This is a genomic window from Streptococcus gordonii (assembly GCF_001553855.1).
Classification (GTDB): domain Bacteria; phylum Bacillota; class Bacilli; order Lactobacillales; family Streptococcaceae; genus Streptococcus; species Streptococcus gordonii.
On the sequence record NZ_LQWV01000034.1, the window covers coordinates 69,088 to 81,837 of the forward strand.

The 12,750-nt window shown below is 38.3% G+C and carries 11 protein-coding genes; all 11 read left to right on the forward strand.

Features of this window, described 5'->3' with window-relative positions:
- Positions 1 to 20: 20 nt before the first annotated feature.
- Positions 21 to 1,826 (forward strand): polysaccharide biosynthesis protein, encoded by a 1,806-nt coding sequence (locus AWH02_RS07205; RefSeq protein ID WP_060554278.1) that lies wholly within the window; start codon positions 21 to 23, stop codon positions 1,824 to 1,826.
- Between the two features lie 13 nt (positions 1,827 to 1,839).
- Positions 1,840 to 2,445: a sugar transferase gene (locus AWH02_RS07210; RefSeq protein WP_060554230.1), complete on the forward strand. Its 606-nt coding sequence runs from the start codon at positions 1,840 to 1,842 to the stop codon at positions 2,443 to 2,445.
- Positions 2,446 to 2,451: 6 nt separating this feature from the next.
- On the forward strand, positions 2,452 to 3,318 hold the full coding sequence (locus tag AWH02_RS07215; protein ID WP_060554229.1) for an NAD-dependent epimerase/dehydratase family protein: 867 nt from the start codon (positions 2,452 to 2,454) through the stop codon (positions 3,316 to 3,318).
- 12 nt (positions 3,319 to 3,330) lie between these two features.
- On the forward strand, positions 3,331 to 4,161 hold the full coding sequence (locus AWH02_RS07220) for a glycosyltransferase (RefSeq protein WP_169791777.1): 831 nt from the start codon (positions 3,331 to 3,333) through the stop codon (positions 4,159 to 4,161).
- A complete protein-coding gene (locus AWH02_RS07225; protein WP_060554227.1) occupies positions 4,158 to 5,114 on the forward strand; it encodes a glycosyltransferase in 957 nt (318 codons plus the stop codon). The genes AWH02_RS07220 and AWH02_RS07225 overlap by 4 nt, the downstream gene beginning before the upstream one ends.
- Positions 5,115 to 5,118: 4 nt before the next feature.
- The gene (locus AWH02_RS07230; RefSeq protein ID WP_060554226.1) at positions 5,119 to 6,042 is read left to right on the forward strand and encodes a LicD family protein; all 924 of its coding nucleotides are present in this window, start codon (positions 5,119 to 5,121) and stop codon (positions 6,040 to 6,042) included.
- Positions 6,042 to 7,361 carry an O-antigen polymerase gene (locus AWH02_RS07235; protein WP_060554225.1) on the forward strand — a complete coding sequence of 440 codons (1,320 nt, stop codon included), beginning with the start codon at positions 6,042 to 6,044 and terminating at the stop codon, positions 7,359 to 7,361. The genes AWH02_RS07230 and AWH02_RS07235 overlap by 1 nt, the downstream gene beginning before the upstream one ends.
- A 2-nt stretch (positions 7,362 to 7,363) precedes the next feature.
- Positions 7,364 to 8,086, forward strand: a complete 723-nt coding sequence (ispD, locus tag AWH02_RS07240) for a 2-C-methyl-D-erythritol 4-phosphate cytidylyltransferase (RefSeq protein WP_060554224.1) — start codon at positions 7,364 to 7,366, stop codon at positions 8,084 to 8,086.
- Positions 8,067 to 9,152: an NAD-dependent epimerase/dehydratase family protein gene (locus AWH02_RS07245; RefSeq protein WP_060554223.1), complete on the forward strand. Its 1,086-nt coding sequence runs from the start codon at positions 8,067 to 8,069 to the stop codon at positions 9,150 to 9,152. Before ispD ends, AWH02_RS07245 begins: the two co-directional genes overlap by 20 nt.
- A gap of 10 nt (positions 9,153 to 9,162) precedes the next feature.
- Positions 9,163 to 10,572 (forward strand): lipopolysaccharide biosynthesis protein, encoded by a 1,410-nt coding sequence (locus AWH02_RS07250; RefSeq protein ID WP_060554222.1) that lies wholly within the window; start codon positions 9,163 to 9,165, stop codon positions 10,570 to 10,572.
- Between the two features lie 527 nt (positions 10,573 to 11,099).
- Positions 11,100 to 12,750, forward strand: a 1,651-nt coding sequence (locus AWH02_RS07255; RefSeq protein WP_201785215.1) for a GBS Bsp-like repeat-containing protein, incomplete at its 3' end; no start/stop codon positions are given.

Sequence of the window (12,750 nt, forward strand, 5' to 3'; positions counted from 1 at the left end):
TAACTGGGGATATTATGGAAATAACTAGGGCACAAAAACGCTTAATATTGATGATAGTGGATACTATTATCATTTATATGAGTGGTTATATTGCTTACTTTTTCTTATCTGAATATATTCAAACAAGAGAATTAAACATAATACAAAATCAGACTTATGTGACAGTGCTATATTTGCTGGTTGGTCGAGGAATTACGGGAGCTTTTTCTATTCTAAATCGCTATACAGACTATAAAAATCTTAGCAAAATCGCCTTGACTTTAGCCGGGGCTTATATAGCGGTCTCAGTGATAGAAACTGTCTTTACTTTGGGTATTAGCTACCGTTTTATGCTACTGGGCTGTATGTTCTCGATTTTATTCTCTACATCTGTTCGACTAGCGTGGAGGATATGGTATGGTTATAAAACGGGAGTAAGGTATGAAGAAGTTGCTAGCGAAATGTTATTACGGACCTTAGTAGTGGGAGCAGGAGCTGGTGGAAGCTTGTTTATAACCACAGCTTTAAAGGATTCGCCTGATATTAAGATTGTTGCGGTGGTTGATCGAGATGTTAGCAAACATGGTTCTTTTTTACATGGAATAAAGGTTGTAGGATCAGATAGTCAGATTCCAGAGATTGTTGCAAACTATGAGATTAATCAAATTGTAATTGCTATTCCATCCTTAGAACCAGAAGAGTATGAACGTATTTTGACTCTTTGCAAAGCGACGAATGCTACTGTTAAAGCCATGCCAAAATACGAAGAAGTGGTTACAGGAAAAGTTAGGGTTAGTAAACTCAGAGAGATTGATATATCTGATTTATTGGGACGAAAAGAGGTTGTGCTTGATCAGACAAGTCTGAAGTCAAATATCGAAGGCAAGACAGTACTTGTAACAGGGGCAGGAGGCTCAATTGGTTCTGAACTTTGCCGCCAAATTGCTCGGTTTAACCCGGATAGACTCTTGCTTTTAGGGCATGGGGAGAATTCTATCTATTTGATTCACAAAGAGCTTTACAATCAATATGGTTCTAAATTTGAAATTATTCCAGTTATTGCTGACATTCAGGACCGTGAACGTATTTTCCAAATTATGGAAAACTATCGTCCAGACAGAGTCTATCATGCAGCAGCTCATAAGCATGTCCCTTTGATGGAATATAATCCAAAAGAAGCAGTTAAAAATAATATATATGGTACTCGTAATGTAGCCGAGGCCGCTAAAGCTACGGGCGTTACCAAATTTGTAATGATTTCAACAGATAAGGCTGTGAATCCACCAAATGTGATGGGGGCGACTAAGCGTATAGCTGAGATGGTTGTAACTAGCCTCAATGAAGAAGGGAAAACAATGTTTGCTGCAGTTCGCTTTGGGAATGTTCTAGGTAGTCGTGGCAGTGTTGTTCCTTTGTTTAAAGAACAAATTGCAAAAGGGGGACCTGTAACTGTTACTGACTTTCGTATGACTCGTTACTTTATGACTATTCCAGAAGCTAGTCGATTGGTCATCCAAGCTGGGGCCTTAATGCATGGAGGCGAAGTTTTTGTACTGGACATGGGAGAACCAGTTAAAATTTTGGATTTAGCCAAAAAGATGATTTCGTTAAGTGGTCATTCAGAGGCAGATATTAATATTGTTGAAACTGGAATTAGACCTGGTGAAAAATTATATGAGGAACTGCTTTCTACTCAAGAAAGGGTTGATGAACAGGTTTATGAAAAGATTTTTGTAGGAAATGTACATGCTCCAGCCAAGAAGGAAGTTGATGATTTCATTGATACTTTATTAGAGCTGAATGAGACTGAGTTGAAGCAAAGATTAATTGACTTTGCTCAACAATAGAAATGGAGAAAAAATGTACAAATTTATAAAGAGAAGTTTAGATATTTTCTTATCGTTAGTGGGGATGCTTATTTTGTCTCCGTTCATTCTCATACTAATTATTGTTATAAAGTTAGACTCCAAAGGTCCGGTATTGTTTAAACAAAAACGTATTGGTATCCACAAAAAAACATTTCAAATTTTAAAGTTTCGAACTATGCGAATTGATACACCTAAGGATACCCCAACTCATCTGCTGGAAAATCCTGAGCAATGGATTACCAAGACAGGCCATTTCCTCAGAAAGACATCTTTGGATGAATTGCCACAAATATGGAACATTTTTGTTGGGGACATGAGTATCATAGGTCCAAGGCCGGCTCTTTGGAATCAGTATGATTTGATTGAAGAGCGAGACCGTTATGGAGCAAATGATGTTTTGCCAGGTCTGACAGGTTGGGCTCAGATTCACGGGCGGGATGAGTTGCCTATTGAAAAAAAAGCTGAGCTAGATGGTTACTATGTAAAACATATGTCTTTTAGACTTGATTTACATTGTTTTTTTGGAACAATTAAAAGTGTTGTTAAGAGTGAAGGCGTTGTCGAGGGTGGAACCGGAACATTGGAACAAAAGGATTAGTTAAAGATGACAAGAATTTTGATTACTGGGAAAGATAGCTATATAGGGAAGTGTTTTCTATCTCATGTTTCTGAATCACCCGACTTTTTAGTTGAGGAGTTGGATGTTCAAAAAGACACGTGGAAAAGTCATGATTTCTCTCAATATGATGTCATTTTTCATGTAGCTGCAATTGTCCATCTGGCAAATCCTTCATCGGAAATGGCATCTGTTTACCAGCGTGTCAATACTCAGTTGCCTTTTGAGTTGGCTCAGAAAGCAAAGAAGGAAGGTGTGAGTCAATTCATCTTCATGAGTAGCATGAGTGTTTATGGTGAAATCAAAGGGCCAGGAGTGATAACAAGAGATACAATCCCTGCTCCTCAGTCTTTGTATGGGAAAAGTAAACTACTAGCGGAGCAACTACTCACAGAGTTAAGCTCTCCAGAATTTCATGTGGTTATTTTGAGGCCACCTATGGTTTATGGTCCAGGAGCAAAGGGAAACTACCAGCGACTATCCAGTTTAATAAGAAAATTACCTCTTTTTCCAAGAGTTGATAACGCTAGAAGTATGATTTATATTGATAATTTAAGTGAGTTTATTCGATTGTTGATAAAGAATAGGGAGAATGGTATTTTCTTCCCTCAAAATCGTTCCTATGTAAATACTTCTGAACTAGTAAGCGAAATAAAGAAATCTCAGGGTGAATACATCCTTTTGCTGCCGGGTTTTAATTGGTTATTAAAAACTTTAGGACGCTATATTCCAACATTCAGCAAACTATTCTCTAATTTGGTCTATTCGGAAGAAATGTCTGTCTATTCAGAGGACTATCAATTGGTTTCTTTTTCTGAATCTATTCAACAGACCGAACAACGCGAGAAAATTTGATAAGGGAAGGAGATGTTGATTATTAAGTTTTCAGTTTTAATGTCAGTTTACAAAAAAGAAAACCCGATTTATTTATCAGATAGTCTAGAGAGTATTTTGGTTAACCAAAATTTGAAACCTAACGAGCTAGTTTTGGTGAAGGATGGTCCTCTGACCGATGAGTTAGAAAAGGTGATTACGCGTTATCAGGGCTATTTTACAAATTTTAAAACTGTACCTCTCGATACAAATGTAGGATTAGGTTTAGCGCTTAGAGAAGGCCTAGAACATTGTAGTTATGAGTTGGTTGCACGAATGGATTCGGATGATATTGCTAAGCCCAATCGTTTTGAGGAGCAGTTGAACTATTTTCAAGAGCATCCCGAAATAGATATCTTAGGAAGTGCGGTAACAGAGATTAATTCAGGAATTGATGAGGTCATTTCAGAAAAGAAAATGCCTTTATCACATGAAGCTATTTTAACCTATATGAAGCGACGGAATCCCTTTTGTCATATGACGGTTGTTTTCAAAAAATCTGCAGTCCAAAAATCAGGTAGTTATCAATCACTAGACTTGGTAGAAGATTATTATCTATGGGTTCGCATGGCTGCACAAGGTTGCCATTTTGCCAATATGGAACAGTCATTAGTGTATGCTCGTATTGGAAATGGGATGCATTTACGAAGAAGTCAGCCAACACAAATTGCTAGTTGGAAGGTAATTAATGACTTTATGTTGAAAGAAAAGATGATTGATAGAAGAGATTGGATAAAAAATCTATTGTTGGTCATTGCCTTTGTCTATATGCCTCTGGGGTTGAAAAAAAGAGTTTATAAAAGAATATTAAGGAAACAAAAATGATTAGCGTTTTAATGGCCACTTATAATGGAAGAAGGTTTATCGAGCAACAGTTAGATTCCATTAGACTTCAAAATTTAGTACCAGACGCGGTCATAATATGTGATGATTGTTCATCGGATGGAACCTATGAGTTTGTCCAAGATTATATCAGTCAACATAATCTAACGACTTGGAAAGCAATTCAAAATAGGGAGAATCTTGGCCATTATAAAACATTTTTACATCTTGTCAATCAAGTTCAAGAAGGGCTTGTCTTTTTTTCAGATCAAGATGATATCTGGCTTCCAGATAAAATTTCCACTTTGTCGTCATTTTTTCTAAACTCAGATGTGGCTATGGTTTACAATCAGTCAGAAATTATTGATGAGGGGAATCGAGTATCTGAGAGGCCAGCATTATCTGGTGGGAGTCAGGCTAAAGATTTGGCCTTTCTTTTAAAAAAATGGCCTTCAGGATATCAGACGGCTTTTAGACAGGAAGTGTTGCAGGATATTTTAACTAAGTCTTATCAAGAATTGCCAGGATTTGACTACCATGATGTTTTATTTGGAATGTTGGCATCACTCTATGGTCAAGTTATTGATGTCAATCAAGTTTTAGATAAACATCGGATCCATTCCAACAATGTGACACAATCAATAGCGAGTAAAAGTTTTAACAAAACACGTCAATATCGAATTACCTATTTGGAAAAGGTACTGAATCGTTACCAATCTGTTAAAGAAGTTATTTTAAAAATGCATAGAAAAGATCTAGAGCCGACGGTAAATGAAGCTATCCAGTTAACCAAATGTCGGATAGGCTTTTTGAAGCAGAGAAAACTGTCCTTGCTTGTTAGTTTATGGAAAAAGAGGAAGATCTATGCAGGAAGAAAGGATCTAGTCAGCGATGTGGTCTATGCTTTTTCATTAAATAGGTTAGCGAGATTACTATTGAAAATCATAAAAAGGTAAGAAAATGCGAAGTACAAGCAAAATAGAATGGGAGTTAGCATTAAGTGAACGCTTCAGCCCGATGTATCAAAAGATTTCAGATGAAAAACTAAAGGCCTTGCAGGCAGCCTATTTGGAAATGTATAAACAATTTGACAAGATCTGCAAAGAGCATGGTCTGATTTCCTATATGGTTGCGGGTACTCTTATTGGATCTTTGCGACACGGTGGCTATATTCCTTGGGATGATGATATCGACTTAGTCATGTTTCGAGAAGATTACAATCGTTTAAAAGAGGTTTTTACAGATAATCAGTATTTTGAACTGATTTCTCCAGCTGAAACAAAGGATAGTGTTTTTAAAGTGATGAAATTACAGAGCAAATCCTGGACTTATTACGACGTTCTAGGTGAGGGATTTAGTCGGAAGAAGTACCTTTATCTGGATATGCTACCGATTGATTTCGTTCCTGAGAATGATATAGTTCGTAAGTTGAAGGGTTTGCTATTCAGAGCACTAGATCTGTCTCATAATAGTTCTAGATGCTATACAAAGTTTACACCTCACCTAACTTATATGTCTAAAGAATCAAAGGAGCTCAAAAAAAACCTTTGGATCAGACGGATTGTGGGTTTTCCTGCTTACATCATTGGCCCTTCTAATATGTATAAGTTAATGGAATGGCTTATCCAATCAAAGAAGAAGACTTCAAAAATTACGATTGCCTATGGAGTTAAGGGCTATTTGGGTGAAACAGTGGATTACAAGACTTTTTTCCCAGCCCGAAAGTATCCCTTTGAAGGCCAGGAATTTGATGGGCCAAATGACGCAGACACTTACTTAACCAATCGTTATGGAGACTATATGACACCTCCAGAGAAAAAAGAGCAGACAGAGCGTCATGTCAGACTAAAAGATAATTGGGTAGATTTGATAGAGAGAAGATAATGGTTTATTTACTAATTTTAGGAAGTCTCCTCTTATTGTTTTTTGCAACAAGGACAGTAAAGAGAGATTATGCTAATCCCGGATTTATATATTTAGCAGTGTGGTTGATAGCTAGCGTTTCAACTGCTCTTTATTCTTCAAAATGGGGAGAAGAGATTTCACTGGTGACAGTCATTATCATTCTCCTTGGGAATGCCATTTTTTTAATGGGAGTTTTGTCATCTTCAACCTTATTTCCGGCTAGACAGACTCCAATAAAGCTAGCACGTGTTCGGGTAAATAACATTTGTATTATTTTAGTGCTTTTATTCCTGGCTTTTTCGGTTAAGACCGTTTATTCCGAGTTGGTATATCTGGCTACTCAGAGTGGGCAACCTATAAGTGGTATTTTTAAAACGATTGAGCTAGCTCGACACATGACAACCAACTATGATTTCGCCATCAGCCGTTTAAGCTTAAATTTATTGCGCATCAATTTCGCAGTGGGTATCGTTTTCTTCTATTTCTTTTGTGAATCAGTTTTCTCTGGTGAGAAAGGAATTTTTTACAAAGGAAAATTACTACTGATTAGTCTAATTTCTTTAGGGATTTCTCTTTTATCTACTGGGAGAACTGAAATGTTGGGGCTTATTTCAGGCTATGCTGTTCTCTATATTTTGTTTTATTCAAAATATTATGCGTGGGCAAACAGTCATTACAGCAGGAAGTTGTTCAGAACGCTTTTGACCATAGGGTTTCTATTTATTGTGCTCTTTATAGTAGTTGGGACATTTGTATTGAATCGAGTAGATAGTCAATCAGAACTAGGCTTTTTGGATAACCTTATTAAATACATGGGATCACCCATTCAAGCCTTTGATTATTTCCTAAAGAACCCTTCTCTTTATGCTAACAATCAAGTTTTTGGAGAAAATACTTTGATTGCTATTTACGGAACCCTGAAATCTTTAGGATTATCCAATTATGACTTAACCCCCTTTTTGCCAGTTATAAATTTTAATGGTGATAAAACTAATGTTTATACCATCTACTACTACTTTATAAAAGATTTTGGTTACTTGTCTATTTTGATTATGCAAATTTTATATGGTTTCTTCTTTGGAAGTTTCTATTACTCCATAAAGAGACGTGGCTTTAGTCCTCTAAAGGTAATTATATACTCCTTGTTTGCTTATCCTTTGGTCATTTCATTTTTTCAGGAGACTCTCTTATCACTCTTGACAACCCACATTAATCGGATAATTTATGCTGTGGCCATCTATTTTGGGGTTCAATTCTTAAGTAGAGTTAGATTTAAACTAAGAGAAAGGAAGATATAGATATGACAGTATCAGCGTTGATATTTGCGGGTGGAACTGGCAAACGAATGAACACCAAAACCTTGCCTAAACAGTTTTTAGAGTTACATGGAAAGCCAATAATTATCCATACAATTGAGCATTTTGAGGCTCATCCCGAAATAAAGGACATTGTAGTTGTTTGTGTAGATGACTGGCTGGACTACTGCAAAGATTTATTAGCTAAATTTAATATCAAAAAAGTAAGTCAGATTGTTCCCGGAGGGGAAACTGGACAAATGTCTATTTTCAATGGATTAGAAGTTCTGCGAGAAAAATATCAAGGAAATGATGATTACGTTTTGATTCATGATGGAGTTCGTCCCTTGATTGATGAGGAGATAATTTCTAAGAATATAGAATCAGTTAAAAAGTATGGAACAGCTATTACTGTTAAACCAGTCATTGAAACTGTAGTTCAAGTGGATGAAGAAGATATCATTAACAACGTAATTGAGCGTTCTACTTGTCAAACTGCTGTAGCTCCCCAGTCTTTTGTTCTTTCTGAGATTTATTCTTTGCATATGAGGGCACAAGCTGAGAAACTTTTTGATATGACAGATTCAGCTACGCTGGCTCGTTATTATGGCTTGAGCCTTCATACAGTTATGGGGGGCAGTGAAAATATCAAAATTACGACTCCATCTGATTTTTATATTTTTAGAGCGATTTACGAAGCGCGTGAAAATGCACAAATTTTTGGTTGATATGGGAAATAATACGATTTTACAAAAGGATATGATAGATCTAGCTACTGTCAGTCCTATTCTTAGAGAACTGAGAAATGTTACAGTCTTGGTAACCGGAGCAACCGGACTTATAGGCAGACACTGTATTTCCGCTTTGATGGCTTTAAACGATTTGTACGATGCCAATGTCAGAGTAGTGGCCTTAGCACGGAATCAGAAAAAAGCGGAAGAGCTATTTCAAGATTTTTTACATAGTGAGAATCTGAAGCTAGTGTATGCTGACTTGCTGTCAGATTGGAAAATAGAGGAAGATTTGGATTATATTATCCACGGAGCCAGTGCGACGGACTCCTCTTTTTTCGTTGAGCATCCTGTGGAGACAATTGATCTAGCCATAAATGGAACGGAAAAACTGTTAGAGTTAGCTAAAAATAAGCGGGTTCGCAGTATGGTCTATCTCTCTTCTCTGGAAGTCTATGGAACAACAAATCCTGAAGTTTCTAGTATTAGCGAGAAAGATTACGGTTATTTGGATCCAACCAGTGTCCGCAGCAGTTATTCGGAAAGCAAGCGCATGGCAGAGTCCTTATGTGTAGGCTATTGTCATCAGTATCAGGTGCCGGTTAGGATGGCTCGTTTGTCACAGACTTTTGGCCCAGGTGTGAGCTATGAAGACAACAGAGTTTTTGCGCAGTTTGCGCGTGCTGTCCTTGAAAAGAGTGATATTATCCTCCGAACTAAAGGGGAAACTGTTCGGAACTACTGCTATACCAAAGATGCCATTGAAGCCATTTTTTTCATTCTGCTGAAAGGCCAAGCAGGGCAAGCTTATAATGTCGCCAATAAAGAGACGGCTATTTCCATTCGTGAGATGGCGGAAATGGTTATTGAACTAAGTGGTAGCAATGAAACGAAGTTGGTCTTTGATTTGGCAGAGGATGTGGAAAAGCTAGGATATAATCCGACAGTCAAGATTCGTCTCAACACGGACAAGCTTGAAAGTTTGGGCTGGCAAGCTCATACTGATTTAGAAACCATGTTTTTACATTTGATTGAGAGCATGGCAGCAGATAGGAAGGAATAGGAGGGCAAATTTGTCTAGTGGGTTTAAAAAAATAGTAGCTAATTTTTCCTATGTCGTCTTGTCCAATTTGCTGACAGTAATAGTTTCTTCTCTGGTTGTCTTAATTTTGCCTAAGATTATGGGGGTAGAAGAATATGGCTACTGGCAACTCTATATTTTCTATTTATCCTACGCCGGTTTTGTTCATCTGGGTTGGGTAGACGGAATCTATCTTCGCTACGGTGGTTTGGAGTATGATGATCTGGATAAAGAAAAGTTTTTCTCTCAGTTTCTCATGCTTTTGATCTATCTGACAGGGATTGGAATCTTATTTTTATTAGGGATTTCTGCCTTTATTAGAGATGATAGCAGTCGATTTGTTTTTACACTTTTGGTTTATACCATGTTGGTCACCAATCTGCGCTTTCTCTTTGTATACGTTTTGCAGATGACTAATCGACTAAAGGAAAGTTCCTATGTTGTCAGTGGAGACCGCCTCCTCTATTTACTGCTTTTACTAGTCTTTATTTTCGTGGGTTTTCGAGATTTCAAGATTATGGTCTATGCCGATTTGATTGGTAGAGTTGTTTCTCTTTTTTATGCCATGTATCTATGCCGAGATATGGCCCTGCGACCTCTCAATCAATTTAAGCTTGATATACGGGAAACAGTTCGCAATATTGCTGTCGGGATTAATCTGATGCTATCAAATGTAGCCAGTATGCTCATTATTGGGACGGTTCGAATGGGGATTCAAAAGGTATGGAACATTGCTACATTTGGGAAAGTATCCTTGACCCTGAGCATTTCCAATCTGCTGATGACCTTTATCAACGCTATCGGTTTGGTCATTTTTCCAATTTTGAAACGGACGGATGAAAGCAAGTTGCCTAAGATTTACAATCAGTTGCGGAATGTCCTTATGGTTGTTATGTTTGGGGTGCTTTTGCTGTATTATCCCCTGAAAATTGCTTTGGACAGCTGGCTGCCGGCTTACAGAGAGTCCTTGATATTTATGGCTCTAGTCTTTCCTATGTCTGTCTACGAGGGCAAGATGGCACTGCTCATCAATACCTACTTAAAAGCCTTGCGAATGGAGAGGCAGATTTTTAAAGTAAATGTTATTGCTATGCTCTTAAGTTTTGCTACTACCTTGATTTTTGCAGTTTTTCTGCGCAACCTGAATGCGACAGTGCTGTCTATCGTGCTATTGCTGGCGACTAGGAGTATATTGGCAGAGCTAATCTTAGCCAAGAGGATGCAGATTGAGGTCGTCAAAGATATCTGGGTTGAGTTGCTAATGACACTTGTATTTATTGCTTCGAATTGGTTTTTATCAGTTTATCTTGCTGCAGTAGCCTACGGTTTTGTCTATCTGACCTACAGCATTTTCAAGTTCCAAAGTTTGAAAGGCCTGCTCCAGCAATTGCGAACTCGTTGATACTTGATAAATTATAAATAATTTAACAATTTAAATGCTAAGCCCTGTCTGGGCTTTTTGTATGCACTCAAAAGTTTGGATCGTTGTCATCTGTAGTGGGTGAACGACTTGAATCGAAATCCTGCGCAATAAAGCTCAGTTTCTCATTCTTAAAGTTATATTCCTCCTAGATCATAGGCGCAGGAAGCCAGATTAGATCTGTCTTGGTCTTCAGTTCATGTGACTTATGTACGATGGTTAATGTGTGTACGGTAATCTTTTAGTGATGGCAGTTATAAGGACTTTCTCGATTGGTTTTTTTGAGTGATTTGTTGGTTGACGATAGTTGCGAATTGGTGATTTTTCTTGACTTAGAAAGTCTCAGTGACAGCCATTTTGCTACAGACTTTACAATAGAACCATCATTTCTAAAGTGATTTTACACACTACAGAAACGATAGAAGCATTATTAGTAATTTCCCTTTTCAGCTCAAGTTTCTTGTGCTACAATGGAGGTATATTGAAATTCGTGTCAAAGAGGGAGTTACATGAAAAAGAAGGATTTTATTTATTATGCTAGTGCGGCATTGCTACTAGCTGTTTCAGTTCAACCTGCTTATGCAGATGAACAAGAGTCTGCTGTACAGCCTATCCAAGTAAAAGCTGAACAGGCTCAAGATACAGTGGCAAAGACAGCTTCAGATGATTCAGAAATAGTCGAGTCAAAGGGAGAGACTAGCACTGATCATCAGGAAGAGCAAGAAAAATCACAAGCTGAACAAAAGACTGAAAATAGTCAGTCAGTACCAGCTTCTCTTCCAAAACAGTCGGAAACTAAGGTTGAGAACCAGTCGGCTAGTATTGAAGAAACTGCCCAAAGAGAAGAAGCTAGCAAGGTTGATGAGGCTGTATCGAAAAAAGGAGCTGCTGGGAACACAACCTTCTATAGCACTGGACATGCTGGGCCAGCTAGTCGTTCAAGTGATGTGGCTGTTCAAGCCAAAACATTTGTCGATGTCAGCAGTCATAACGGAAGCATAAGCGTCAATGACTATCTCACTCTTGCCAACAAGGGAGTTGGTGGAGTTGTCGTGAAACTAACAGAAGGCACCACCTATAGGAACCCTTACGCAGGAGAACAAGCTCGCAATGCCCAGTTGGCTGGTTTGCAAGTGTCTGCCTATGCTTTTTCACATTATACTAGTGAAGAGCAGGCAAGAGCAGAAGCTCGTCACTTTATCTCAGAAGCTAGAAATCTTAATCTTCCAAAGAATACGGTCATGGTTAATGATATGGAAGATGCTAAAATGAAGGATAACATCAATCGGAATACCCTTGCATGGGCTGATGAAATGCGTAAGAATGGCTATACAAATCTTATGTATTATACTAGTGCCAGCTGGATTGATGAAAATAATCTAAGAGGTAAAGGGCCTGTCAAAACAGCCCAGTTTGGTTTGGAAAATTTCTGGGTAGCTCAATACCCAACAGCTAAACTTTCAACTAACGATGCGAAGATTCTCCGCTATAATGGGCGGGCAGGGGCTTGGCAGTTTACCTCCCAGGCTGAATTGTTGCCAGGTAAGCATGTTTTTGACCATAGTGTAGACTACACTGGCCGTTTCACTTCTCAAGCTAAACCAGCGCCAGAAGTACCCAAAGGACCTCTGAGCGGGAAGATTACCATTGAAAATAACGATTCTCTTGCAGGTCGTTTTGACGTTGTTATCTCAAATGTTTTGGCCCCTCAAGGTGTAGCCAGTGTTTCTGTACCAGTTTGGTCGGATGATAAAGGCCAGGATGATTTGGTTTGGTATCATGCGACTCGTCAGCAAGATGGTCGCTATCGCGTAACAGTGAAAGCTAGTGACCATAAGAATGCTACAGGTAAGTATCATGTTCATCTCTACTATACTCAACTAAATGGTGAGCAGATAGGAGTAACTGCAACAACTACTGAAGTTTCTATTGGAAAGACAGCAAATAAAGAGAAACCTAGTGGAAGAGTCACGATTGAAAATAATAACCCTACCACTGGCACTTTTGATGCGGTTATTCGCGATGTCGTTTCTCCAAATGGACTTAAGGAAGTACTAGTTCCAACCTGGTCAGAGGTCAACGGTCAGGATGATCTTGTTTGGCACAAGGCAGTAAAACAAGCAGATGGTAGCTATCGAGCTACGATTAAAGCTAGCGATC

Bases quoted from the DNA above. Each gene is read 5' to 3' on its own strand.
- AWH02_RS07220 (WP_169791777.1), top strand. From the start codon at position 3,331: ATGTTGATTATTAAGTTTTCAGTTTTAATGTCAGTTTACAAAAAAGAA.
- AWH02_RS07235 (WP_060554225.1), top strand. From the start codon at position 6,042: ATGGTTTATTTACTAATTTTAGGAAGTCTCCTCTTATTGTTTTTTGCA.
- ispD (WP_060554224.1), top strand. From the start codon at position 7,364: ATGACAGTATCAGCGTTGATATTTGCGGGTGGAACTGGCAAACGAATG.
- AWH02_RS07215 (WP_060554229.1), top strand. From the start codon at position 2,452: ATGACAAGAATTTTGATTACTGGGAAAGATAGCTATATAGGGAAGTGT.
- AWH02_RS07225 (WP_060554227.1), top strand. From the start codon at position 4,158: ATGATTAGCGTTTTAATGGCCACTTATAATGGAAGAAGGTTTATCGAG.
- AWH02_RS07210 (WP_060554230.1), top strand. From the start codon at position 1,840: ATGTACAAATTTATAAAGAGAAGTTTAGATATTTTCTTATCGTTAGTG.
- AWH02_RS07230 (WP_060554226.1), top strand. From the start codon at position 5,119: ATGCGAAGTACAAGCAAAATAGAATGGGAGTTAGCATTAAGTGAACGC.
- AWH02_RS07245 (WP_060554223.1), top strand. From the start codon at position 8,067: ATGCACAAATTTTTGGTTGATATGGGAAATAATACGATTTTACAAAAG.